This is a genomic window from Ectopseudomonas guguanensis (genome assembly GCF_900104265.1).
GTDB classification, from domain to species: Bacteria; Pseudomonadota; Gammaproteobacteria; order Pseudomonadales; family Pseudomonadaceae; genus Aquipseudomonas; species Aquipseudomonas guguanensis.
Map to the genome: position 1 here is coordinate 1 of NZ_FNJJ01000007.1, position 22,776 is coordinate 22,776.

Annotated in this window: 19 protein-coding genes and 2 pseudogenes; 13 read left to right on the forward strand and 8 right to left on the reverse strand. The window is 66.3% G+C overall.

The window, feature by feature from the left end:
* Together BLS61_RS23850 and mnmC are read right to left on the reverse strand one after the other, a co-directional pair.
* Nucleotides 1-231: helix-turn-helix domain-containing protein (locus BLS61_RS23850; RefSeq protein ID WP_244157910.1), on the reverse strand; the 231-nt coding region annotated here is incomplete at its 3' end.
* 106 nt (nucleotides 232-337) lie between these two features.
* On the reverse strand, nucleotides 338-2,299 hold the full coding sequence (gene mnmC, locus BLS61_RS11415; RefSeq protein WP_090430891.1) for a bifunctional tRNA (5-methylaminomethyl-2-thiouridine)(34)-methyltransferase MnmC2/FAD-dependent 5-carboxymethylaminomethyl-2-thiouridine(34) oxidoreductase MnmC1: 1,962 nt from the start codon (nucleotides 2,297-2,299) through the stop codon (nucleotides 338-340).
* A 146-nt stretch (nucleotides 2,300-2,445) separates the two neighbouring features.
* On the opposite strand from mnmC, the gene pap reads away from it, so the two are divergent.
* The 8 genes from pap (at nucleotide 2,446) to BLS61_RS23425 (ending at nucleotide 11,061) form a co-directional block, all read left to right on the forward strand.
* Nucleotides 2,446-3,933: a polyphosphate:AMP phosphotransferase gene (pap, locus tag BLS61_RS11420; RefSeq protein ID WP_090430893.1), complete on the forward strand. Its 1,488-nt coding sequence runs from the start codon at nucleotides 2,446-2,448 to the stop codon at nucleotides 3,931-3,933.
* Between the two features lie 215 nt (nucleotides 3,934-4,148).
* Nucleotides 4,149-5,336 (forward strand): thiolase family protein, encoded by a 1,188-nt coding sequence (locus BLS61_RS11425; protein ID WP_090430895.1) that lies wholly within the window; start codon nucleotides 4,149-4,151, stop codon nucleotides 5,334-5,336.
* A gap of 126 nt (nucleotides 5,337-5,462) precedes the next feature.
* Entirely contained in the window at nucleotides 5,463-6,083 is a 621-nt protein-coding gene (locus BLS61_RS11430; RefSeq protein ID WP_090430899.1) for a LysE family translocator, read from the forward strand.
* Between the two features lie 43 nt (nucleotides 6,084-6,126).
* The gene (locus BLS61_RS11435; RefSeq protein WP_090430903.1) at nucleotides 6,127-7,050 is read left to right on the forward strand and encodes a LysR family transcriptional regulator; all 924 of its coding nucleotides are present in this window, start codon (nucleotides 6,127-6,129) and stop codon (nucleotides 7,048-7,050) included.
* Nucleotides 7,047-7,937: a LysR family transcriptional regulator gene (locus BLS61_RS11440; protein WP_090430905.1), complete on the forward strand. Its 891-nt coding sequence runs from the start codon at nucleotides 7,047-7,049 to the stop codon at nucleotides 7,935-7,937. Before BLS61_RS11435 ends, BLS61_RS11440 begins: the two co-directional genes overlap by 4 nt.
* 138 nt (nucleotides 7,938-8,075) lie before the next feature.
* Nucleotides 8,076-8,702 carry a glutathione S-transferase family protein gene (locus tag BLS61_RS11445; RefSeq protein WP_090430907.1) on the forward strand — a complete coding sequence of 209 codons (627 nt, stop codon included), beginning with the start codon at nucleotides 8,076-8,078 and terminating at the stop codon, nucleotides 8,700-8,702.
* Between the two features lie 53 nt (nucleotides 8,703-8,755).
* Nucleotides 8,756-10,801 (forward strand): pyridoxamine 5'-phosphate oxidase family protein, encoded by a 2,046-nt coding sequence (locus BLS61_RS11450; protein WP_090430910.1) that lies wholly within the window; start codon nucleotides 8,756-8,758, stop codon nucleotides 10,799-10,801.
* A 14-nt stretch (nucleotides 10,802-10,815) separates the two neighbouring features.
* Complete coding sequence (locus BLS61_RS23425; RefSeq protein WP_139205550.1) at nucleotides 10,816-11,061, forward strand: hypothetical protein; 246 nt, start codon at nucleotides 10,816-10,818, stop codon at nucleotides 11,059-11,061.
* Between the two features lie 119 nt (nucleotides 11,062-11,180).
* Here the strand turns inward: BLS61_RS23425 and BLS61_RS23650 are convergent, their stop codons facing one another.
* From BLS61_RS23650 to BLS61_RS11460, 3 genes are all read right to left on the reverse strand, one after another.
* Entirely contained in the window at nucleotides 11,181-11,354 is a 174-nt protein-coding gene (locus BLS61_RS23650; protein WP_167358717.1) for a hypothetical protein, read from the reverse strand.
* A gap of 156 nt (nucleotides 11,355-11,510) precedes the next feature.
* The gene (locus tag BLS61_RS11455; RefSeq protein WP_090430912.1) at nucleotides 11,511-12,746 is read right to left on the reverse strand and encodes an NADH:flavin oxidoreductase/NADH oxidase family protein; all 1,236 of its coding nucleotides are present in this window, start codon (nucleotides 12,744-12,746) and stop codon (nucleotides 11,511-11,513) included.
* Nucleotides 12,747-12,886: 140 nt separating this feature from the next.
* Entirely contained in the window at nucleotides 12,887-13,339 is a 453-nt protein-coding gene (locus BLS61_RS11460) for a MerR family transcriptional regulator (protein WP_090430914.1), read from the reverse strand.
* Nucleotides 13,340-13,497: 158 nt separating this feature from the next.
* Between BLS61_RS11460 and BLS61_RS11465 the strand changes: the two genes are divergently transcribed.
* Complete coding sequence (locus BLS61_RS11465; RefSeq protein ID WP_090430916.1) at nucleotides 13,498-14,265, forward strand: substrate-binding periplasmic protein; 768 nt, start codon at nucleotides 13,498-13,500, stop codon at nucleotides 14,263-14,265.
* Here BLS61_RS11465 and BLS61_RS23430 read toward each other — a convergent pair.
* Nucleotides 14,241-14,366 (reverse strand): annotated as a pseudogene (locus BLS61_RS23430) (SDR family NAD(P)-dependent oxidoreductase); the annotation flags it as partial. The gene BLS61_RS11465 and the pseudogene BLS61_RS23430 sit on opposite strands and share 25 nt — an antisense overlap.
* Before the next feature lie 143 nt (nucleotides 14,367-14,509).
* Nucleotides 14,510-15,265 carry an SDR family NAD(P)-dependent oxidoreductase gene (locus BLS61_RS11470; RefSeq protein ID WP_090430918.1) on the reverse strand — a complete coding sequence of 252 codons (756 nt, stop codon included), beginning with the start codon at nucleotides 15,263-15,265 and terminating at the stop codon, nucleotides 14,510-14,512.
* A 139-nt stretch (nucleotides 15,266-15,404) separates the two neighbouring features.
* Between BLS61_RS11470 and BLS61_RS11475 the strand changes: the two genes are divergently transcribed.
* The gene (locus BLS61_RS11475; protein WP_090430920.1) at nucleotides 15,405-16,277 is read left to right on the forward strand and encodes an AraC family transcriptional regulator; all 873 of its coding nucleotides are present in this window, start codon (nucleotides 15,405-15,407) and stop codon (nucleotides 16,275-16,277) included.
* 29 nt (nucleotides 16,278-16,306) lie between these two features.
* Here the strand turns inward: BLS61_RS11475 and BLS61_RS11480 are convergent, their stop codons facing one another.
* Nucleotides 16,307-17,761, reverse strand: a complete 1,455-nt coding sequence (locus BLS61_RS11480; protein WP_090430922.1) for an efflux transporter outer membrane subunit — start codon at nucleotides 17,759-17,761, stop codon at nucleotides 16,307-16,309.
* 102 nt (nucleotides 17,762-17,863) lie between these two features.
* On the opposite strand from BLS61_RS11480, the gene BLS61_RS11485 reads away from it, so the two are divergent.
* The 3 genes and pseudogenes from BLS61_RS11485 (at nucleotide 17,864) to BLS61_RS11495 (ending at nucleotide 22,752) form a co-directional block, all read left to right on the forward strand.
* Nucleotides 17,864-18,481 carry a TetR/AcrR family transcriptional regulator gene (locus tag BLS61_RS11485; RefSeq protein WP_090430924.1) on the forward strand — a complete coding sequence of 206 codons (618 nt, stop codon included), beginning with the start codon at nucleotides 17,864-17,866 and terminating at the stop codon, nucleotides 18,479-18,481.
* A 71-nt stretch (nucleotides 18,482-18,552) separates the two neighbouring features.
* Complete coding sequence (locus BLS61_RS11490) at nucleotides 18,553-19,668, forward strand: efflux RND transporter periplasmic adaptor subunit (protein WP_090430926.1); 1,116 nt, start codon at nucleotides 18,553-18,555, stop codon at nucleotides 19,666-19,668.
* A pseudogene (locus BLS61_RS11495) lies at nucleotides 19,665-22,752 on the forward strand (efflux RND transporter permease subunit). Before BLS61_RS11490 ends, BLS61_RS11495 begins: the two are co-directional and overlap by 4 nt.
* The last annotated feature ends 24 nt before the right edge of the window (nucleotides 22,753-22,776 follow it).

Consider the following 22,776-nt stretch of genomic DNA (forward strand, 5'->3'; position numbering starts at 1 on the left):
CACCGCTTGCTCCAGCCTCGGATCGCTGCGCCCTGGGCTGCTCAGGGGACGCCGGGACCGGTCCTGCAAACCGGCATCGCCATGCTCACGGTACCGATCCAGCCATTTGTAGCCAGTTCTAGGACTGATGCCATATCTCCGACAGAGCTCCCGCACATTACTTTCGGGCTGCCCCGCCAACAGAACAAACTCTCGCCTTATCGACATAGTGCTGCGCTCCGGCCACGGCATCTCTCGATCTCCCGATTCGATGAACACCGGTAGCCTAAATGCGTTACCTATGTCTCCCGACACCCGTTACCTATGTCTCCCGGCTGAACACCGCGCGCACCATCGATCAGTTCCCACGAATCAGCTGGCGCAGCATGAAGCGATTGGGGTGGCAGGCTTCGGCCACCTCACGCGGCAGCGGCAGTGGTTCGTCCTCCAGCCAGGCGGCGATCAGCTCGCCCGACAGCGGCGCGGTGATCAGCCCGCGTGAGCCATGGCCGCTGTTGATGTACAGGCCAGCCAGCCAGGGGCAGGGCGTTTCCGGCACCTGGCGGGCGTCCTTGGCCAGCACGGCGTACGCCTCGGTGAAGGCTTGACCAGCGGCCAGCGGGCCCACCAGCGGCAGGTAGTCCGGGCTGGTGCAGCGAAACGCGGCGCGGCCCTGCAGCGTCGCCGGATCGAGCGTCTGCGTATCCAGGCGCTCGGCCAGGTCCTGAGAAATCTCCCGTAGCAGCTCGAGGTTGCCGGCGTGCTCGGCCACGCTGGGCGTCAGATCGTCGCTGTGGAAATCGAAGCTGGCGCCCAGGGTGTGTTCGTCGTCGCGCGCAGGGGCGACGTAGCCTTCGGCGCAGACCACGGTACGTAGCGCGGCGCTCGCTTCGCTGGCCGGCAGGCGGCTGATCTGTCCGCGGATGCGCTTGAGCGGCAAGTTCGCATGTGGCAATAGGCGGCCGATCTCGGCGGCGCAGGCCAGGATCAGCACCGGCGCTTCGGCCAGCACGCCACTCTGTCCTTCGATGCACCAGCGCTCTTGCTGACGACTGAGGCTCAGCGCCTCCTGATAGGGACGCAATTCGATCAGCGGGTGCTGCACCAGTTGCCGGCACAGCGCTGGCGGGTGCACCCAGCCGGCATCTGGGTAGAACAGGCCGCCGGCTGGCAGGCCGATGCCGGCACGAGCTTCGGCTTCGGTCTGGGGCAACGCGTGCAGCAGGTCGCTGGGAAAGGCCGCGGCCAGTTTGTTCTGACGCTCGGCTTCCTTGGCGTCGAAGGCCAGTTGCAGCACGCCGCAGGCATCCCAGTCGCTGCCGCGCTGCAGGCGCTCGAGCAGGCGGCGGGTATGGCCGAAACCGGCGACGATCAGTCTCGACAGCGCCGTGCCATGGGCCGACAGCTTCAGGTAGAGCACGCCCTGGGGGTTGCCCGACGCTTCGCGGGCGACATCGTCATGGCGCTCCAGCAGGGTCACGCGCCAGCCGCGTGCGGCCAGGCTGGCGGCCGTGGCGCAACCGGCCAGGCCGGCGCCGATCACCACGGCCTGGCGATCGTCTGTCGTCAATGTCGGGCGGGCGAACCAGGGCACCGTGCGCTGCATCGGCTGCGCCTGGAAGGGGCCGGCCAGCATCTCGCGCTTGTGGCCGAAACCCTTGACTCGCACCACGGAAAAACCCGCCGCGATCAGCCCGCGACGAACGAAGCCGGCGCTGGTGAAGGTGGCCAGCGTGGCGCTGGGCGCCGACAGCCTGGCCAGTTCGGTGAACAGACTGTCCGTCCACATCTCCGGGTTCTTCGCCGGGGCGAAACCGTCGAGGAACCAGGCATCGACGCGGGCCTCCAACTGCGGCAGGCATTCGAGCACATCGCCGATCATCAGCGTCAGCACCACGCGGCCGCCGTCGAGCAGCAGGCGCTGAAAGCCGGGATGGATGGCGCGGTACTGCGCCAGCAATTGCTCGGCGTAGGACGCCAGCTCGGGCCACAGGGCCAGGGCGCGCTGCAGGTCCGTCTGGGTCAGGGGGAATTTCTCGACGCTGACGAAGTGCAGCCGCGCATCGCGCGGGGCGTGTTCGGCGAAGGCTTGCCAGGCGCAGAGAAAATTGAGCCCGGTGCCGAAGCCGGTTTCGCCGATCACCAGGCGCCCGCCGGCCGGCAGGGCCTGGCAGCGCTCGATGATCCGGTTGTGAGCGAGGAAGACGTGACGGGTTTCTTCCAGGCCGTTGGCGCGGGAGAAGTACACGTCGCCATAGCTGCGCGACAGCGGCTGGCCGTGTTCGTCCCAGTCGAGCTGGGCGTTGTGGGCATCGGACATGGTGGAGTTCCGGGTAAAACAGGCGGCGATTCTAACCGCTGCGCACGCGGTTTACCCGGCGCAGGTCAATCCGCGGTGAGCCGCTGCCAGGCAAAGTCGCGGCCGATCCATTACGCTTTAACGATCATTCCAGGGAGGTTTTCTGCATGTTCGAATCCGCCGAAATCGGCAGCAGCATTGACAAGGCCACCTTCGAGGCCGAGGAGCCGGCGCTGCGCGAGGCGTTGCTGGAGGCGCAGTACGAGCTCAAGCAACAGGCGCGCTTTCCGGTGATCGTGCTGATCGACGGCATCGAAGGCGCCGGTAAGGGCGAAACGGTCAAGCTGCTCAACGAGTGGATGGATCCTCGGCTGATCCAAGTCAGCACCTTCGATGTGCAAACCGACGAGGAGCTGGCGCGGCCGCCGGTCTGGCGCTACTGGCGCCAGCTGCCGCCGAAGGGGCGCATCGGCGTGTTCTTCGGCAACTGGTACAGCCAGATGCTGCAGGGGCGCGTGCATGGCCGTTTCAAGGACGCCGTGCTGGACCAGGCCATCGACGGCGCCGAGCGCCTGGAGCGCATGCTCTGCGACGAGGGCGCGCTGATCTTCAAGTTCTGGTTCCACCTGTCCAAGAAGCACATGAAGGCGCGGCTCGAAGCGCTCAAGGACGATCCGCTGCACAGCTGGCGCATCAGCCCGCTGGACTGGCAGCAGTCGAAGACCTACGACAAGTTCGTCCACTACGGCGAGCGCGTGCTGCGCCGCACCAGCCGCGACTATGCGCCCTGGTACGTGGTCGAGGGCGTCGATCACTATTACCGCAGCCTCACGGTCGGACGCATCCTGCTCGAAGGGATGCAGGCGGCGCTGGCCAATCCGCAGCGCTCGAAGCTGCAGCCGCACTCGGCGCCGCTGGTTTCCAGCCTGGACAATCGCGGCCTGCTGGCCAGCCTGGACATGACCCAGGCACTGGACAAGGACGACTACAAGGAGCAACTGGCCACCGAGCAGGCGCGCCTGTCCGGCCTGATGCGCGACAAGCGCATGCGCAAGCACGCGCTGCTTGCGGTGTTCGAAGGTAACGACGCGGCCGGCAAGGGCGGGGCCATTCGCCGCGTCACTGGTGCGCTGGACCCGCGCCAGTACCGCATCGTGCCGGTAGCGGCGCCGACCGAGGAAGAACGTGCGCAACCTTATCTGTGGCGCTTCTGGCGGCATATCCCGGCGCGCGGGCATTTCACCATCTTCGATCGCAGCTGGTACGGCCGCGTATTGGTAGAGCGGGTCGAGAGCTTCTGCAGCCAGGCCGACTGGCTGCGTGCCTACGGTGAGATCAACGACTTCGAGGAACAGTTGACCAATGCCGGGGTTATTCTGGTGAAGTTCTGGCTGGCCATCGACCAGCAGACGCAGCTGGAGCGCTTCAAGGAGCGCGAGCAGATCCCGTTCAAGCGCTTCAAGATCACCGAAGAAGACTGGCGCAATCGCGACAAGTGGGACGACTACGCCGATGCGGTGGGCGATATGGTCGACCGCACTAGCACCGAGATCGCGCCCTGGACGCTGATCGAGGCCAACGACAAGCGCTTCGCCCGGGTCAAGGTGCTGCGCACCATCAATGAGGCCATCGAGGCGGCGTTCGCCAGGGATTGAAGCGCTAATCGCGGCTGAAGCCGCTCCCACGGTGAAGTGAATACCGTAGGAGCGGCTTCAGCCGCGATGCTTTTGTGTCGTTCCCGATGGCCCGGATTGCATCCGGGCTACGTCTCTGCATCGACCCGTATACGCCAGATCAATGATGGTCGCGCCCAGGCATGGGCTGGATTTATCTTCCCGCCATTCGCCATCCAATAACAACGAGGTGCGTCATGCGTGAAGTGGTGATCGTCGACAGCGTGCGGACTGGCCTGGCCAAGTCCTTCCGCGGCAAGTTCAATATGACCCGGCCGGACGACATGGCCGCCCACTGCGTCGATGCGCTGCTGGCGCGCAACGGCATCGATCCGGCGCTGGTGGACGACTGCATCGTCGGCGCCGGCTCCAACGAGGGCGCGCAGGGCATGAACATCGGCCGCAACGTCGCCGTGCTGTCGCGCCTGGGCAATCCGGTGGCGGGCATGACGCTGAACCGCTTCTGCTCCTCGGGCCTGCAGGCCATCGCCATCGCCGCCAACCAGGTGGCATCCGGCTGCAGCGACATCATCGTCGCCGGCGGCGTCGAGTCCATCACCATGACCCTGAAAAGCATGAACATGGACAACCTGTTCAACCCGCTGCTGCAGCAGGACAACCCCGGCATCTACTACCCCATGGGCAAGACCGCCGAGATCGTCGCCAACCGCTACGGCATCGGCCGCGAGGCCCAGGACGCCTACGCCCTGCAGAGCCAGCAGCGCACCGCGCGGGCCCAGGCCGAAGGCCTGTTCGCCGACGAGATCGTGCCGATGGCGGTGAAGTATCAGGTGGAAGACAAGGCCACCGGCGAGAAGAAGATTCTCGACGGCGTGGTCGAGGCCGACGACTGCAACCGCCCGGATACCACCCTCGAATCCCTGGCCAAGCTGCAGCCGGCGTTCGACCCGGCCGGTAGCGTCACCGCCGGCAACGCCTCGCAGCTGTCCGACGGCGCCTCCATGACCCTGGTGATGAGCCTGGAAAAGGCGCTGGAGCTGGGCCTCAAGCCCAAGGCGTACTTCCGCGGTTTCACCGTGGCCGGCTGCGAGCCGGATGAAATGGGCATCGGCCCGGTGTTCTCGGTGCCCAAGCTGCTCAAGGCCAAGGGCCTGTCGGTCGACGATATCGACCTGTGGGAGCTCAACGAGGCCTTCGCCTCGCAGTGCCTGTACTGCCGCGACAAGCTCGAGATCGACAACGAGAAATACAACGTCAACGGCGGCTCCATCTCCATCGGCCACCCGTTCGGCATGACCGGCTCGCGCCAGGTCGGCCATCTGGTGCGCGAACTGCAGCGCCGCGAGCTGCGCTACGGCATCGTCACCATGTGCGTCGGCGGCGGCATGGGCGCCACCGGCTTGTTCGAGGCCTATCGCGAATAAACGTAGGGTGCGCTGTGCGCACCGGGTGGTTTCCCGGTTGTTGGCGGTGCGCACGGCGTACCCTACGGTTTGAACGATGCGCTGTTTATACTCGCGCTCTGCCCTGGATGGACGGAGCGCCTGCCGATGCCCTTTGCCGAAAACCTTATCGCCTTCACCCTGGCGGCCACCTTGCTGACCCTTACCCCAGGCATCGACACCGCGCTGGTGCTGCGCACCGCGGCGGTCGAAGGCCGGCGACAGGCGTTTCGCGCGGCGCTGGGCATCAATGCCGGCTGCCTGATCTGGGGCGTTGCCGTGGCCTTCGGCCTGGGCGCGCTGCTGGCGGTGTCCGAGTTCGGCTACAACCTGCTCAAGTACTGCGGCGCAGCTTATCTGGCCTGGCTCGGGCTGAACATGCTGCTGCGCCCGCGTACCTCCCTGGCGCCGGCGCAGGCCGGCGGCCAGCCCGGTGCCAACTGGTTCCTGCGCGGCCTGCTGGGCAACGTGCTCAATCCCAAGGTGGGCATTTTCTACCTGTCCTTTCTGCCGCAGTTCATCCCGCAGGGGCAGCCGCTGATCCCCTGGACCTTCGGCCTGGTGGGCATCCATGTGGCGCTCAGCCTGGTCTGGGCGGCGCTGCTGATCGGCGCCACCCAGCCGCTCGGTCACTGGTTGCGGCGCGAGGCGGTGATCAGGTGGATGGATCGCAGCACGGGGCTGATCTTCCTGCTGTTCGCCGCGCGCCTGGCATTGAGCAGGCGCTGAGGCATTATCCTGTGCCCTTGCGGCAACGAAACGGGCGGTGACGATGGATCGGTTTCAGGAAATGAAGGTGCTGCTGGCCGTGACCGAGGCCGAGAGCTTCGCCGGCGGTGCCAAGCTGCTGGGCATCTCGCCGCCCAGCGTGACCCGCGCCGTCGCGGCGCTGGAGGCACGCCTCGGCACGCTGCTGCTGGCGCGCAATACCCGCAGCCTGCGCCTGACCGAAGCCGGCCAGCGTTATGTCGAGGACTGCCGGCGCATTCTACTGGAGCTGGAGGAAGCCGAGGAGCTGGCTGCCGGTGGCAGCGTGCGCCCGCGTGGTCGGCTCACCGTGACCGCGCCGGTGATGTTCGGCGAGCTGTTCCTGATTCCGCGCATCACCCAGTACCTCGACAGCTATCCGGACGTGGAGATCAATGCGCTGCTGGTCGACCGCGTGGTGAACATGATGGAGGAGGGCATCGACGTTGCCGTGCGCATCGGTTCGCTGCCCGAAGGTGATCACCAGGCGTTGCAGGTCGGGCAGATTCGCCCGGTGGTCTGCGCCGCGCCGGCCTTCCTCGACCGCGTCGGGCGGCCACAGCATCCGCATGAGGTGCGCGATGCGCCCATCGCCATGTCCAGCGCCAGCGGCCTGCTCAGCCATTGGCAGTTCGTCGGCGCCGACGGCGTGTTCGGCTTCACCCCTACGCCGCGCTTGACCGTCAGCTCCAACCAGGCGGCAATCGGCGCCGCGCGCCTGGGCTGGGGCTATACCCGCGTGCTGTCCTACCAGGTGGCTGCCGCAGTGGCGCGCGGCGAGCTCGAGTTGGTGCTCGAAGCCTTCGAACCGCCGGCCTTGCCGGTGCATATCATTCATCAGGGCGGTCGCCAGGTTTCGGCCAAGGTGCGTACCTTCGTCGATCACTGCGCCACGAGCTTTCGTGCCGACCCGGCGCTGCGCGCGGCTGGCGCACCGTCCACGCCATGAGCCAGCACCGCGAAATGCAGGTGTTCCTCGCCGTGGCACAGGCGCGCAGCCTGGCGGCGGCTGCCAGGACGCTACAGCTGTCGCAGGCCACGGTGATGCGCACCATCGCCAGCCTGGAGCAGCGTCTGGACTGCACCCTGCTGCTGCGCGGGCCTCGCGGCGTGGGCCTGAGCCCGGCTGGGGCGCGTTTCGCCGACAGCTGTCAGCGCATCCTGCAGCGGCTGGACGAGGCCGAGCAGTCGGTGACGGGGCTGCATGCCAGCCCGGCCGGGCAGTTGACCCTGGCCCTGCCGCTGTTGATGACGCATCAGGTGCTGGCGCCCATCGCCGTCGACTACCTGGCGGCCTTTCCCGAGGTGAGCCTGGCTACCCTGGCGCGCGAGGAGCTACCGAGGCTGCTGGAGGAGGGCATCGACCTGGCGCTGGTGGTCGGTCACCTGCCCAGTTCGTCCGGTTTCGCCGTACCGCTGGGGCAGGTGCGCCCGCTGATCTGTGCGGCACCGGCCTATCTGCAGCGCTGGGGCCGACCGGCCAGCCCGGACGCCTTGGCGGCGCACCGCACCATTGCCACCTCCTCGACCGGCCATGCCGGGGAATGGCGCTTTGCCGACAGGGTGGTGAAGCTTGCGCCACAGCTGACCTGCAGCACGCCGCAGGCGTCCATTCGCGCGGCGCTCGCCGGCTTCGGGCTGACTCGCTGCCTGAGTTACGAAGCCCATCATGAGTTGCAGGCGGGGCAACTGCTGGCCGTGCTCGAGGATTTCGCCGCGCCGGCCTTGCCGGTGCAGCTGTATTACCGCGAAGGGCGCCGGGCGGCCGCGCGGGTACGCAGCTTCCTCGACTTTGCCGTGCCGCGGCTGCGCGCCCACTCGGCCTTTCAGGTCTGAGGTCATTGCAGAAAGTGAAATAGTGGATTGCCTTGGGTGGGGATTCTTCTCCAGGTTGGATGGGGCGAACATGGCGCCATCGTCGCGAAGGCAAGTCGTCTCGCGGAGACCTAAGCCCACCTCGAAGGAGTCATCGCCATGTCCCGTCCCGCCATCAAGCTGTACAACTTTCCCCGTTCCGGCCATGCCCACCGCGCCGAGCTGATGCTGTCGCTGCTGCAGCTGCCCACCGAGCTGATCTTCGTCGATCTGGCCAAGGGCGCGCACAAGACCCCGGAGTTCCTCGCCCTCAACCCCTTCGGCCAGGTGCCGGTGATCGATGACGGCGGCACCGTCGTCGCCGACTCCAACGCCATCCTCGTCTACCTGGCCAAGCGCTACGGCAATGACGACTGGCTGCCGCAGGAGCCGGCCGCTGCCGCCCGTGTGCAGCGCTGGTTGTCCGTGGCGGCCGGTCCGGTGGCCTTCGGCCCTTCCGCCGCGCGTCTGGTTACCGTATTCGGCTACTCGTTCAACACCGAAGAAGTGATCAACCGCGCCCATGCGCTGTTCACCGTGATGGAGGGCGAGCTGAGCGACACCCCGTTCCTCACCGGCGACAAGCCGAGCATCGCCGACGTCGCCAACTACTCGTACATCGCCCATGCGCCGGAGGGCAACGTGTCGCTGGAGCCCTACCCGAACATCCGCGCCTGGCTGGCTCGCATCGAGGCGCTGCCGGGTTTCGTGCCGATGCCGCGTACCGCTGCCGGTCTGCAAGCCTGAGTCGCTGACCGCTGCCGGGATCGACCGGCGGCCGCTTTCGTGGAGGGCAGAACATGCAACAGCTTCCCAGCCATCGGCACTCGCCCTGGCATGCCGGTGAAAAGCAACTGCAGGAAAAGGTCGGCGTCGCCGAACGCATGGAAGTGCTCGGACAGAAGGTGATCCGCGACTACATGCCGGATCAGCATCGCGACTTCTACCGGCAACTGCCCTTCATGATCGCCGGCGCCGTGGATGCTGCCGGCCAGCCCTGGGCCACTCTGATCGAAGGCGAGGAGGGCTTCGTTACCTCACCCGACCCGCGTCAGTTGTCGTTCGACCTGGCCGCCATGGCGCTCGATCCGCTCGACCCGGCCACCAGTGGACTGCATGCGGGCGATGCCATCGGCCTACTCGGCATCGAGCTGCACACGCGGCGGCGCAATCGCATCAACGGGCATATCCGCCAGGCCTCGGCGCAGCGCCTGGACATCGATGTGGAGCATTCCTTCGGCAACTGCCCGCAGTACATCCAGCTGCGCCAGTACCGCCGTGTGCACCAGCGTGGCGTCGAGCGCCTGGACGCGACCGAGCTGGATGTGCGCAGCGCCGAGATGATCGGCAGCGCCGATACCTTTTTCGTCGCCAGCTACGTCGAGCACGACGATGGCCGCCGTTCGGTAGACGTCTCGCACCGTGGCGGGCGCGCCGGTTTCGTACGGGTGCAGGGCAATCGCCTGACCATTCCCGACTACGCCGGCAACCTGCACTTCAATACCCTGGGCAACCTCAGCGTCAATCCGCGTGCCGGGCTGCTGTTCGTCGACTTCGCCACGGGCGACGTGCTGCAACTGGCCGGCCGCGCCGAGATCATCCTCGACAGCCCGCTGATCAATGCCTTCGAAGGCGCCGAGCGGCTGTGGACCTTCGACGTCGAGCAGGTGGTGCTGCGCCCGGCGGCGGCTTCGCTGCGCTGGGCCTTCGAAGAATATGCACCGACCAGCCTGATGACCGGCACCTGGGCCGAAACCGATGCGCGCCTGCGCGAGCGTGAGCAGCGCAACCAGTGGCAGCGCTGGCGTGTGCAGAGTGTTCAGCAGGAAAGCAGCGATATCCGCTCCTTCGTGCTGGTGCCTGAGGCGGGCAAGGCACCGAGTTTCGCCGCCGGTCAGCACCTGCCGATTCGCATCACCACCGCCAGCGGTGAGACCCTGCTGCGCACCTACAGCCTCTCCAGCGCGCCGTCGGATGGTGTCCTGCGTATCAGCGTCAAGGCGCAGGGCGTGGTATCGCGGCATCTGCACGAACAGGTTCGGGGGGGCGATGTGCTGGAGGTGCGTGCGCCGCTGGGCAGCTTCACCCTGAACAGCGAAAGCCGCCGGCCGCTGGTGCTGATCGGCGCCGGCGTCGGTATCACGCCGCTGCTGTCGATGCTGCGTGAACAGGTGGCGCTGGGGCAGGGCAAACGCATCCATTTCTTCCAGGGTGCGCGCACGCTGCGTGATCTGCCGTTCCAGGCCGAGCTGCGCGAGCTGGTGCAGCGCGCGGGCGGTCTGCTGCAGGTGCACCGCGCCCTCAGCGCGCCGGAGGCGGACGCTGTAGTGGGCCGCGACTACGAGCAGCAGGGGCGTATCGACCTGGCGCAGATCAAGGCGGCGCTGTCGTTCGATGACTACGACTTCTACCTGTGTGGCCCGGCCGCCTTTACCCAGGCGATCTACGATGGCCTGCGCGACCTCAATATCGCCGACGCGCGCATCCACGCCGAGGCGTTCGGCCCCTCGACACTGACGCGCCGTACCGATGGCCAGGTGACGACCCTCGTGCAGCCGTCCGCCGCGAGCGAACCGGTGCCGGTGTACTTCAGCGCTTCGAGCAAGGAGGCGCGCTGGACGCCGGACAGCGGCAGCTTGCTGGAACTGGCGGAAAGCCGTGGCCTGACGCCCGAGTTCAGTTGCCGCGGCGGTTCCTGCGGCACCTGCAAGACGCGCCTGGTCAGCGGCCAGGTGCACTACCCCAATCCGCCGGCCGAGCTGCCGGATGATGGCGGCGTGCTGATCTGCTGCGCGGTGCCGGCAAAAGGCGAAGAAGGCGTACAACCCGTGGTGCTGGATCTGTGAGAGAGGGCTGGGCAATGAGCGTTCAACTCTTCATCCATGACGCCTGGCCTGATGCCGAATCGAGCCATGATGGCGGTGTCTGTGATGTTTACCTGCAGGCGGAAGTCGAATCGGGCTATCTGGCGACGCAGCTTCTGCCAGGACGTGAGGTGCCGGTGGCAGGTTCAGGCGGCGGTGGGCTTTGGCGTTGGCTTGGCAACTGCGCAGCTGAGGTTGGCGTATTGGCGGGAGCGATGCCAGGGACGCGTCGAGCGTTCTGATTCAGCCCTCTCCCCCAGCCCCTCTCCCATAAACGGGAGAGGGGAGCTGAACCTTGAGTGACTAGCGGCAGGCGCTGTGAAGCTGTTGCCGTTTCGGTCGAAACGGCAACAGCCTCGGCTTATCCTTGCGCTTGTGTCTCTTCCAGCTCCTTGCGGTAGGCGTCGGCTTCGTCCTGGGTCGGGAAGATGCCGACCAGCTCGCCATTCTGGATCACGTCCCAGACCACGATGCCCATGGCGCGGGCTTCACGGGAAAGATGTTCGTTGTCACGCTCATGCACGATCACGTTCATGCCTGTCTCCTCGAAATGCGGGTGCGGCGAAAGGTCGCATTTCGTTTATACGCCTCGTTAGCAAGCTAATTAACCGCCGCTTCGGCAAAGGACTGTTGCGCCAATGCAACGAGCGAAACGGCTTGCCGATTGTCGGTGGCGTGACGCGACGTCTGGCTACTGCAGCGCGCGCCGCGCCATCCGGCGTCGGTACTGGCGGGTGCGCAGGGCATCGCTCAACTGCTGGCGCAGCAGCGCCCAGAGCGGCGACACCCCGGGCTGGGTTGGCCGGCCCTGGCTCAGCTTGCGCAGCTGATACTTCACCACCGCCATGTTGGCCAGCGAAGCCAGCACTTTGTTGTCCCAGGTGATCGGCGGCAGTTGCGGGGCGCTGTTCTGGCCGCGCTGCCAGTCGCGCGGCAGGTTCGGCTCGATGGACAGGGCGGTGCCGATGCCGACCATCTCGATGCCGCTGGCCAGCACCTGCTCGGCAACGGGCGCACGGCGGATGCCGCCGGTGACCATCAGCGGCATGCTCGCCACCGCGCGAACCTCGCGGGCGAACTCCAGGAAATAGGCCTCGCGCGCCAGGGTCCGGCCATCGCGCGCCTGGCCCTGCATGGCCGGCGCCTCGTAGCTGCCACCGGACAGCTCGACCAGATCGACCTTCAGCCCACCGAGCAGGCGCACCACCTGCTGGGCGTCATCGGCGCTGAAACCGCCGCGCTGGAAATCCGCAGAATTCAGCTTGACCGCCACGGCGAAGCCGGGCGCCACCGCGGCACGCACCGCCTTGACGATCTCCAGCAGCAGGCGCGCGCGGTTTTCCAGCGAGCCGCCCCACTGGTCGCTGCGCTGGTTGGTCAGCGGCGAGAGGAACTGGCTGAGCAGGTAGCCATGTGCAGCGTGGATCTGCACCCCGCTGAAACCGGCCTGTTCACCCAGGCGAGCGGTCTGCGTGAAGCGGGCGATGACCTCGTCGATCATCGCCGGGGTCATCGCCTGCGGCGTGGCGAAACGCTTGGACAGATTGCCCAGCTCCAGCGCTACCGCCGAGGGCGCCCAGGTCGGCTGGCCCAGGTTGGCCTGCATCTGCCGGCCGGGATGGTTGATCTGTAACCAGAACTGCGCGCCCTGGGCGCGGCCGATACGGGCCCAGCGCTGGAACCGGGCCAGCTGCGCGGTGTCTTCCAGCACCACGCCACCGGGACCGGTCATGGCACGGCTGTCGACCATCACGTTGCCGGAGATCAGCAGGCCGGCACCACCCTCGGCCCAGGCCTGATAGAGGCGCATCAGATGCTCGGACGGCGCATGCTCGGCGTCCGCCATGTTCTCCTCCATCGCCGCCTTGGCGATGCGGTTGGGGATGATCGAGCCATTGGGCAGGACAAGGGGATCGAACAGGGTCATTGCGCTTCCTCGACTGAAGATGTGCCGACCTTAACTTTAAAGTTCACTTTAATGTCAATGGTCGTGTCCGCTGGTCAGCACCTGAGCGCGTGCGGCCATCATCGAAGTGGCGTACGCAGTGCCCGCGGGGCGAAACGGGATCAGGCGCGACTGCGGGTCTTGCCGGCGCGGTCAGTGGCGGGGGATGGCCCGTCCAGATACATTTTCGCCAGCACCCGCTTGGCATTGGCGGCGCAGTCGAGGTCGTCCGGCTTGCTCTCGATCTCGTCGATCAGCGCGCGCAGACGCGTCTTGCTCTGCGCCAGGCGCAGCTCCAGCGCCTCGATGTCGCGCACCTTGGCGTGCAGGGTGTCGAGCAGCTTGCCATGTTGCCACTGCGTCAGATCCTGCGGCAGCAGTGTGCGCAGTTCGTCCAGGCTGAAGCCGGCCTGCTGCGCGGTGGTGATCAGGTTCAGCACCAGCACCGCTTCCTCCGGATAGCTGCGATAACCATTGGCCTGGCGCTGCACCAGCCTGAGCAGGCCGATGCTCTCGTAGAATCGGATGCGCGAGGCCGCCAGGCCCGTGCGCTGCGCCAGTTCGCCGATCTTCATTGCGGGTGTGCCTCTTGCGACGGATGAGCAGGGGTGCGCCGACACTTTAAGCCTCGTACGTGGCCGTGCAAGCGCTTCGATTTCCTCATGCATCGCCAGTGCGATACAGGTGGCAGCGGCTATGATTGCCTGACCTTTCGAATCATCAGGCAGGATGCGTGAAGCCTTCGATACTCTCCCTGGCACTGCTCGTTCTGCTGCACGACGTCCTGGCCAGGGCCACGCCGTACCAGGTGGTCACCGAAGAGTGGGCGCCCTACAACTATCAGGACGAGGGCCAGGTTGCCGGCATGGCCACTGAGATCGTGCGGGCCATCATGGCGCTTACCGGAGACGACTTCAGCATCCGGCTGACGCCGAGCATGCGCGCCACCCAGGTGTTGCGCAACCAGCCCAGAACCATCATGTATTCGCTGTTTCGCACGCCCGAGCGCGAAGACCAGTTCAAGTGGGTCGGTCCCATCGCCGAGGAGTCCATCTATCCCTATCAGCTGGCCAGTGCAGCCCAGCCGGTGCATACCCTCGAGCAACTGCTGCACGCACCGCGAATCACCACCCGGCATGCCGGCCTGATGCCGGCCCTGCTGCAGTCGCTAGGGTTCAACAACCTCGACAGGAGCGCAACGGAGAGCCAGCAGCTCTACCGTATGCTGCTGGCCGGGCGCACCGAGATCATCATCGGCGACAGCGACGCGGGCGTGGCCTATTACAGCCGCCAACTGGGCATAGCGCCCGGCACCCTGCGGCGCATTCCCATCGAGCTGTATCGCTCCTCGCTGTACATCGCCTTCAGCCATGACAGCGACGACGCCCTGGTCGCCGCCTGGAGCGCTGCCCTGGAGCAGTTGCGCAGCTCCGGCGAGCTGCAGCGCATCCAGCGGCGCTACCGGGAGCCGGGCGTTCAATGGCCGGCAGAGACCCGCTGATCGATGGCCATGTCCGCGCCGGTGATCGAGCGCGCGCCGGGCTGGCAAAGGAAGAACTCCAGTTCTGCCACTTCCTCCGGCTGAATGAAGCGTGCCTGCTCGTTCGTCATCAACTGCCGGCCACTCGGCCTGGGTGCGCGACGCTACCTGGAATTGATATGTCGGCGCCTGGCAGGGCAACCGGCGCGCCGCTAGGGCGTGCGGGTATCGCCGCGACCGGGTTGGCCGGTCGCGGCGGCGCCGATCAGATCGCCTGACCGCCCGATACCTCGATGCGCTGGGCGTTGACCCAGCGATTCTGCTCGCCGAGCAGGCTGGCAATCATCGGGCCGATGTCGTCCGCCACACCGACCCGACCCAGCGCGGTCATGTCCGCGAACACCTTGTTCAGGTCCGGCATGTCGCGCACGGCGCCGCCCAGGAAATCGGTCTCGATGGCGCCGGGCGCCACGGTATTGACCGCGATCCCCCGGCTGCCCAGCTCCTTGGCCAGGTACAGGCTCAGCACCTCCACCGCGCCCTTGACCGCCGCGTAGGCGGAGAAGCCGGGATAGGACACGCGGGTCAGCCCGGACGAGATGTTGACGATACGACCGCCGTCGGCCATCAGCGGCAGCAGCGCCTGGGTAAGGAAGAACACGCCTTTGAAGTGCACGTTCACCAATGCATCGAACTGCGTTTGCGTGGTGTCGGCAATCGATGCCATGTCGCCGTGGCCGGCGTTGTTGATCAGGTGATCGAAGCGCTCGCGCTGCCAGGTCTCGCCCAGTGCCTGGCGCAGGCGTTGCACGAAGGCCGGGAAGGTGCTGACGTCGCCGGCATCGAGTTGCAGAGCGACGGCCTTGCGCCCCAGGGCCTGGATTTCGGCGACCACGGCCAGCGCAGCGTCGGCCTGGCTGTGATAGGTCACGATGACGTCGCTGCCCTGGCGAGCGATGCTCAGCGCGGTATTGCGGCCCAGGCCACGGCTGGAGCCGGTTACGATGGCGATCCTGGTCATGATAAAAATCCTCTTGTGGGTGAAGGGGATTTCATTGTGTGGTTCGTGGTGCAACCCCGTCCTTACCGAAACCTCGACGCTTTTTGCCTATTTCTCCAAGGGGCAACGACATGCCCGTGACCAGTATCGGGAGCCCGGTATGAGTGCAGCGCTGCTGGCGGTTGTCCGCGATTACCTGGGCCGGCATGCAGACCTCGGTGGGCTTGCCCAAACGCCCATCCCCGGGTTGACCGTGATTCGCACGTCGCAACCCAGCGGGCTGGACTACGCCATCACCCGACCTCTGGCCTGCCTGGTCTTGCAGGGCAGCAAGCAGGTGATGATGGGGACCCGCAGCTTCACCTTCCGCGCCGTTGATTCGCTGCTGATCACCGCCGATGTCCCGACCGTCAGCCAGATCGTTCAGGCGAGCCACGAGACGCCGTACATCTCGCTGGTGATCGATCTCGATCCTGCTCTGCTCACCGAGTTGATGGAGGAGATCAAGGCGGTGCCGAGTGCAGAGGCAGAGCCCATCCGCATCGAGCCGACCGATAGCGAAGTGGCCGAAGCGGCCCTGCGTCTGATGCGCCTGCTCGATGCTCCAGCCTCGGCCAGGGTGCTGCGCGCTTCGCGTGTGCGCGAACTGCATTACTGGCTGCTGGCTGGTCGGCATGGCCCGGCGATCAGTCGTCTGGGCTGGCCGGACGGCCACGCGCAACGCATCGCGCGGGCGGTGAAGGTACTGCGCAGCGAGTTCACCCGGCCACTTCCGGTGGAGCGCCTGGCGTCAGTGGCCGGCATGAGCCTGTCGTCCTTCCACCATCACTTTCGCAACCAGACCTCGCTGACGCCGCTGCAGTTTCAGAAGCAGCTGCGGCTGATCGAGGCGCGTCGCCTGATGACCGGGGAGGGCGCCAGCGCCAGCAGCGCGGCATTCGCGGTGGGTTACGAAAGCGTGTCGCAGTTCAGCCGAGAGTACCGCCGGCTGTTCGGTCTGCCGCCTGCAAAAGACGCCAGTGTCGCCTGTTGAAACACCAGTGCACGGCTGTGCAGGTTGCCTCAGTTGGCTGCGAGCGTTTCGGCGGCGCTCCAGTCCCCTCCCAGCGCCTTGAAGGCGGCCACGCCAGCGCGGGCCGACTCGGTTTGCGCCTGGGCCCTGGCGTCGGTTGCGCGCAACAGGTTGTCGTCCGCCTGTAGCACCCCGATCAGGCTGACGATGCCCTGCTGGTAGGCCTCGAAGGCCGCCTGCCGCGCACGCCCGAGCGAGTTCACGCCCTGCTCCAGCACGGCGGCCTGCTGCTCGCGCTTGACCAGTGCGGTGAAGGCATTTTCCACATCCTCGGTGGCGCGCAGCACGGCGAGGCGATAGGTCGCCAGTTGCTCGGCTTCCTGTCCCCTGGCCCGCTCGATCTGGGCATCGATGCGGCCGAAGTCGAACAGGCGCCAGCGTAGCCCCAGCATGCCACTCATCTGGCTGGCGCCGCTGCCGAACAGGTTGCCGCCGGATACCGACGTCGCACTGCCGACCAGCCCACTCAGCGAAAACTTCGGGTAGTACTCGGCAATGGCCGCACCAATGCGGGCGTTCGAAGCAGCCAGGCGGCGTTCGGCGACGATCAGGTCGGGCCGGCGGCGCAGCAGGTCGCCAGGCGTGCCACTCGCCGCGATCGGTGGTGTCACCGGGATGGCCTCAAGGGCCGTCAGCTCGGCGCGATACGTGCCGGGTTGCGCGCCCAGCAGCACGTCGAGTGCGTTCATCGCCGCCTCCAGCCCCGTTTCCAGCACTGGCACCGAGGCGCGTACCTGGGCGAGGGCGCCACGGGCCTGGTGCACCTGCAACTCGGCCGCCAGTCCCTGGCCTTGCAGCAACTCGATGGTCGTCAGCAACTTCTGTTGCGTCTGCACCTGGCGCTGCGCGATGGCGATGCGGGTTTGCAGCCCGCGAATGCTGATATAGATATCAGCGGCCTGCGCCGCGACGGCAAGCCGGATGGCGGCAACGCCTGCCTGCGAGGCCTGATACTCCGCCAGCGCCGCCTCGCGGCCACGACGCAGGCCACCGAACACATCCAGCTCCCAGCTGGCGCTCAGATTGGCTTCGTAGCTGCTGCCGTAGCGGTCGAAGCCCGGCGTGGCATCGAGTATCTGGCCCAGCGGCGTCTCCACCGACTGATAGGCACGCGCCGTCTGGCCGTTGACCGAACCCGAGGGCAACAGCGCCGCATCGGCAGCGCCCAGGCCGGCACGCGCCTGGACGATGCGTGCGCTGGCCTGAGCCAGATCCAGATTCTGCTGTAGCGCGAGCGTCACGAAGCGAGTCAATTGCGGGTCGGCAAAACCTGCCCATCCGTCCACCACGTTGCTGTTGGAACCCTCCGGACGCTTCTCGACAGCGGCTTGGCCCAGGAAGCGCTCGGACAGTGAGATCTCCGGACGCTGGTAGTCGGGGCCGACCGCGCAACCTGCCACCAGGCCGGTGCTGATCAGTACAACGAGGGTGCGCTTGGGCGGCATGGGATGTTCTTCCAAGGATAGGGATGGGATGATTTTTTGTGACCATAATACATTTTGGTCACTTGTTGTCCATCACCCTGGCGCTCTGTAGGCTATGCCTCCATGAACAAGACACCCTCTCCCAACGTTGCTGCCCGTGGTCCGGTGGATCACGAGGTGCGTGATCAGATCGTGGCGGCGGCCACCGAACACTTCCGTCTGTACGGTTACGAGAAGACCACGGTTTCCGACCTGGCCAAGGCCATCGGCTTTTCCAAGGCCTATATCTACAAGTTCTTCGAGTCCAAGCAGGCTATCGGCGAGATGATCTGCTCGAACTGCCTGCAGCAGATACAGACCGAGGTAAGGGCCGCCATCGATGAGGTGGACAGCCCGCCCGAGAAGCTGCGACGCATGCTCAAGGCGCTGCTGGAAGCCTGCCTGCGGCTGTTCTTCCAGGATCGCAAACTCTACGAGATCGCCGCTTCCGCGGCCTCCGGGCGCTGGCCGGCGACCCTGGTCTACGAAGGTTTCATCGAGCAGACCCTGCGCGAAATCCTGCTGCTGGGCCGGCACAGCGGCGACTTCGAGCGCAAGACGCCGCTGGACGAAACCACCCGGGCGATCCACCTGATCATGCGGCCCTATTTCAATCCGTTGCTGCTTCAGTACGGGCTCGATACCACCGATGAAGCGCCGGCCCTGCTGTCCAGCCTGATACTGCGCAGCCTGTCGCCCTGATTTGTGACTATTGACTAAATTGGTCACAAGAATCAAAGTGAGGTTCCCTACGACTTCGCAACGGGTTTCTCATGCGCCGGCGCAATCTCCTTCTGTCCACTCTGGTCGGCGTGATGCCGCTCGTGCTGGTCGCCTGTAGCGACCAGACGCCCCCCGATCCCCGCACGGATGCGCCACTGGTGCGCATTGCCACCATCCAGTCGGCAACCTCCACGTCACGCGCCTTCACCGGCATCGTCGCCGCCCGGGTGCAGAGCGACCTGGGTTTCCGCGTTTCCGGCAAGGTGTTGCAGCGCCTGGTCGATACCGGGCAGAGCGTCACGCGCGGCCAGGTACTGCTGCGCCTCGATCCGGTCGATCTGCAACTCGCCGCCCATGCCCAGCGCGAGGCGGTGGCCGCAGCGCGGGCACGGGCGCAGCAGGCGAGCGACGACGAGGTGCGCTACCGCGCCCTGCGCGGCACCGGTGCGGTATCGGCCTCCGCCTACGATCAGTACAAGGCAGCGGCGGATGCGGCCCGTGCGCAACTCAGTGCAGCCGAGGCCCAGGCCAAGGTTGCCGGCAATGCGACCCGCTATGCCGAGCTGCTGGCCGATGCCGACGGTATCGTCATGGAAACCCTGGCCGAGCCCGGCCAGGTGGTCAGCGCCGGCCAGGCCGTGGTACGGCTTGCGCATGCCGGCCCACGCGAAGCGCTGGTGCAGTTGCCGGAAACCCTGCGCCCGGCAGTCGGCTCCAGCGCGCAGGCCAGCCTCTTCGGCAGGCACGACGTCAGCGTCACCACCCAGTTGCGTCAGCTGTCGGACGTTGCCGATCGCCTGACTCGCACCTTCGAGGCACGCTACGTGCTCGACGGCGAGTTGGCCGATGCGCCGCTGGGCACCACCATCACAGTGCAGATCAGTGATCCGCAGACCGCCTCGCAGAGCGAAGTGCAGGTGCCCCTCGCCGCGCTGCACGACGCGGGCAAGGGGCCTGGCATCTGGCTGATTCGTGGCGAGCCGGCGCAGGTGGCGTGGACACCCGTCAGTGTCCAAGGGCTGGGTGACGAGAGCGCCCGCATCGCTGGCGCAATCAGGCCGGGCGACAGGATCGTCGCTCTGGGCGTGCACCTGCTGCGCGACGGCCAGCCCGTGCGCCTGGCCGAGCCGGCCACGGTCGCGGCAGTCGAGGAAGGCAGGCCATGAGCGAAGGTCGTTTCAACCTCTCCGCACTCGCCGTACGCGAGCGCTCCATCACCCTGTTCCTGGTCTGCCTGATCTCCCTGGCGGGGCTGGTCGCCTTCTTCAAGCTGGGGCGCGCCGAAGACCCGGCGTTCACCATCAAGGTGATGACCATCGTCACCGCCTGGCCGGGCGCCACCGCTCAGGAAATGCAGGATCAGGTCGCCGAGAAGATCGAAAAGCGCTTGCAGGAACTGCGCTGGTACGACCGCAGTGAAACCTACACACGCCCGGGGCTGGCCTTCACCACGCTGTCGCTGCTCGACACCACGCCGCCCTCGGAGGTACCGGAGGAGTTCTACCAGGCGCGCAAGAAGATCAGCGACGAGGCCAAGGCCCTGCCTGTCGGGGTTATCGGCCCGCTGGTCAACGACGAGTACTCGGACGTCACCTTCGCCCTGTTCGCGCTCAAGGCCAGGAGTGAGCCGCAGCGCCTGCTGGTGCGCGATGCCGAGACGCTGCGCCAGCGCCTGCTGCATGTACCGGGCGTGAAGAAGGTCAACATCATCGGTGAGCAGGCCGAGCGCATCTTCGTCGAGTTCTCCCACGAGCGCCTGGCCACCCTGGGCATCGGTCCGCAAGAGGTGTTCGCCGCGCTCAACGGGCAGAACGCCCTGACCCCGGCCGGCTCCGTGGAAACCCGTGGCCCGGACGTGTTCCTGCGTCTCGACGGCGCCTTCGATGAGCTGCAGAAAATCCGCGACACCCCGGTGATCGCCCAGGGCCGCACCCTGACGCTTTCCGACGTCGCCACGGTCAGGCGCGGCTACGAAGACCCGGCGACCTTTCTGATCCGCAACGGCGGCGAACCGGCCCTGCTGCTCGGCATCATCATGCGTGAAGGCTGGAACGGCCTGGACCTGGGCAAGGCGTTGAACGACGAGGTGCAGCAGATCAACGCCGAGCTGCCGCTGGGCATGAGCCTGAGCAAGGCCACCGACCAGGCCGTCAATATCAGCGCGTCCGTCGACGAGTTCATGATCAAGTTCTTCGTCGCGCTGCTGGTGGTCATGCTGGTGTGCTTCGTCAGCATGGGCTGGCGCGTCGGCGTGGTGGTCGCGGTGGCGGTACCGCTGACCCTGGCGATGGTCTTCGTGGTGATGGCCGCCACTGGCAAGAACTTCGACCGCATCACCCTGGGTTCGCTGATCCTCGCCCTCGGCCTGCTGGTGGACGATGCCATCATTGCCATCGAGATGATGGTGGTGAAGATGGAGGAGGGCTACGACCGCATCCAGGCCTCCGCCTATGCCTGGAGCCATACGGCGGCGCCTATGCTCTCCGGCACTCTGGTCACCGCCGTCGGCTTCATGCCCAACGGCTTCGCCCGCTCCACGGCTGGCGAATACACCAGCAACATGTTCTGGATCGTCGGCATCGCGCTGATCGCCTCCTGGCTGGTCGCGGTGATCTTCACGCCTTACTTCGGCGTCAAGCTGCTGCCCGAGATCAAGAAGGTCGAAGGCGGTCACGACGCCATCTACGACACCCCGCGCTACAACCGCTTTCGCCAGCTGCTGGGCCGGGTTATCACCCACAAGTGGCTGGTGGCGGGCTCGGTGGTCGGGCTGTTCGTGACGGCCGTGCTGGGCATGGCGCTGGTCAAGAAACAGTTCTTCCCCATCTCCGACCGCCCCGAAGTCCTGGTCGAGGTACAGATGCCCTATGGCACCTCGATCGTCCAGACCAGCGCTGCCGCGGAAAAGGTCGAGGCCTGGCTGGCGCAGCAGGCAGAGGCGAAGATCGTCACGGCCTATATCGGCCAGGGTGCACCGCGCTTCTTCATGGCCATGAGCCCGGAACTGCCGGATCCGTCGTTCGCCAAGATCGTCGTACGCACCGATAACCCGGATGAACGCGAGGTATTGAAGCATCGCCTGCGCAAGGCAATTGCCGAGGCTGGCCAGCGAAGCGCAGGTGCGTGTCAGTCAACTGGTGTTCGGCCCGTACTCGCCATATCCGGTGGCCTACCGGGTCACCGGCCCGGATCCGCAGCGCCTGCGTGAAATCGCCGCCGAGGTGCGGCAGGTGATGGACGCCAGCCCGCTGATGCGCACGGTCAATACCGACTGGGGCACCCGCGTCCCCACGCTGCACTTCAATCTGCAGCAGGATCGTCTGCAGGCGGTGGGACTGACCTCCAGCGTCGTCGCGCAGCAGCTGCAATTTCTGCTCAGCGGCGTGCCGGTCACTGCCGTGCGTGAGGATATCCGCACGGTGCAGGTCATGGCCCGCGCCGCCGGCGACATTCGCTTCGACCCGGCGCGGGTGATGGACTTCACCCTGGCCGGCGCCAATGGTCAGCGTATTCCGCTGTCGCAGGTCGGCGAGGTCGAGGTGCGCATGGAGGAGCCGATCATGCGCTGGCGCGACCGCGTGCCGACCATCACCGTGCGCGGCGATATCGCCGAAGGCCTGCAGCCGCCGGACGTCTCGACCGCCATCAGCCAGCAACTGCAGCCCATCATCAAGCGCTTGCCGAGCGGCTATCGCATCGAGCAGGCAGGCTCCATCGAGGAGTCGGGCAAGGCCAGCAAGGCCATGCTGCCGCTGTTCCCGATCATGCTGGCCGTCACGCTGATCATCATCATCCTGCAGGTGCGTTCGATCGCCGCCATGATCATGGTCTTTCTCACCAGCCCGCTAGGGCTGATCGGCGTGGTGCCGACGCTGATCCTGTTCCAGCAGCCGTTCGGCATCAACGCGCTGGTCGGGCTGATCGCCCTGTCCGGCATCCTGATGCGCAACACGTTGATCCTGATCGGGCAGATTCGCCAGAACGAGGCGGCCGGCCTCGATCCGTTCCACGCCGTGGTCGAGGCCACCGTGCAGCGCGCCCGGCCGGTGATCCTCACCGCGCTGGCGGCCATCCTGGCGTTTATCCCGCTGACCCATTCGGTGTTCTGGGGCACGCTCGCCTACACCCTGATCGGCGGCACCTTCGCCGGCACCGTGCTGACTCTGGTGTTCCTGCCGGCCATGTACGCCATCTGGTTCGGCATCCGCCCCATGCACCGTGAGCCACTCGCGCAGGCACAGCCTGCATGAGCCCTCCACTCCCTCGATTGAGAG

Bases quoted from the DNA above. Each gene is read 5' to 3' on its own strand.
- mnmC (WP_090430891.1), bottom strand. From the start codon at position 2,299: ATGTCCGATGCCCACAACGCCCAGCTCGACTGGGACGAACACGGCCAG.
- pap (WP_090430893.1), top strand. From the start codon at position 2,446: ATGTTCGAATCCGCCGAAATCGGCAGCAGCATTGACAAGGCCACCTTC.
- BLS61_RS11425 (WP_090430895.1), top strand. From the start codon at position 4,149: ATGCGTGAAGTGGTGATCGTCGACAGCGTGCGGACTGGCCTGGCCAAG.
- BLS61_RS11430 (WP_090430899.1), top strand. From the start codon at position 5,463: ATGCCCTTTGCCGAAAACCTTATCGCCTTCACCCTGGCGGCCACCTTG.
- BLS61_RS11435 (WP_090430903.1), top strand. From the start codon at position 6,127: ATGGATCGGTTTCAGGAAATGAAGGTGCTGCTGGCCGTGACCGAGGCC.
- BLS61_RS11440 (WP_090430905.1), top strand. From the start codon at position 7,047: ATGAGCCAGCACCGCGAAATGCAGGTGTTCCTCGCCGTGGCACAGGCG.
- BLS61_RS11445 (WP_090430907.1), top strand. From the start codon at position 8,076: ATGTCCCGTCCCGCCATCAAGCTGTACAACTTTCCCCGTTCCGGCCAT.
- BLS61_RS11450 (WP_090430910.1), top strand. From the start codon at position 8,756: ATGCAACAGCTTCCCAGCCATCGGCACTCGCCCTGGCATGCCGGTGAA.
- BLS61_RS23425 (WP_139205550.1), top strand. From the start codon at position 10,816: ATGAGCGTTCAACTCTTCATCCATGACGCCTGGCCTGATGCCGAATCG.
- BLS61_RS23650 (WP_167358717.1), bottom strand. From the start codon at position 11,354: ATGAACGTGATCGTGCATGAGCGTGACAACGAACATCTTTCCCGTGAA.
- BLS61_RS11455 (WP_090430912.1), bottom strand. From the start codon at position 12,746: ATGACCCTGTTCGATCCCCTTGTCCTGCCCAATGGCTCGATCATCCCC.
- BLS61_RS11460 (WP_090430914.1), bottom strand. From the start codon at position 13,339: ATGAAGATCGGCGAACTGGCGCAGCGCACGGGCCTGGCGGCCTCGCGC.
- BLS61_RS11470 (WP_090430918.1), bottom strand. From the start codon at position 15,265: ATGACCAGGATCGCCATCGTAACCGGCTCCAGCCGTGGCCTGGGCCGC.
- BLS61_RS11475 (WP_090430920.1), top strand. From the start codon at position 15,405: ATGAGTGCAGCGCTGCTGGCGGTTGTCCGCGATTACCTGGGCCGGCAT.
- BLS61_RS11480 (WP_090430922.1), bottom strand. From the start codon at position 17,761: ATGCCGCCCAAGCGCACCCTCGTTGTACTGATCAGCACCGGCCTGGTG.
- BLS61_RS11485 (WP_090430924.1), top strand. From the start codon at position 17,864: ATGAACAAGACACCCTCTCCCAACGTTGCTGCCCGTGGTCCGGTGGAT.
- BLS61_RS11490 (WP_090430926.1), top strand. From the start codon at position 18,553: ATGCGCCGGCGCAATCTCCTTCTGTCCACTCTGGTCGGCGTGATGCCG.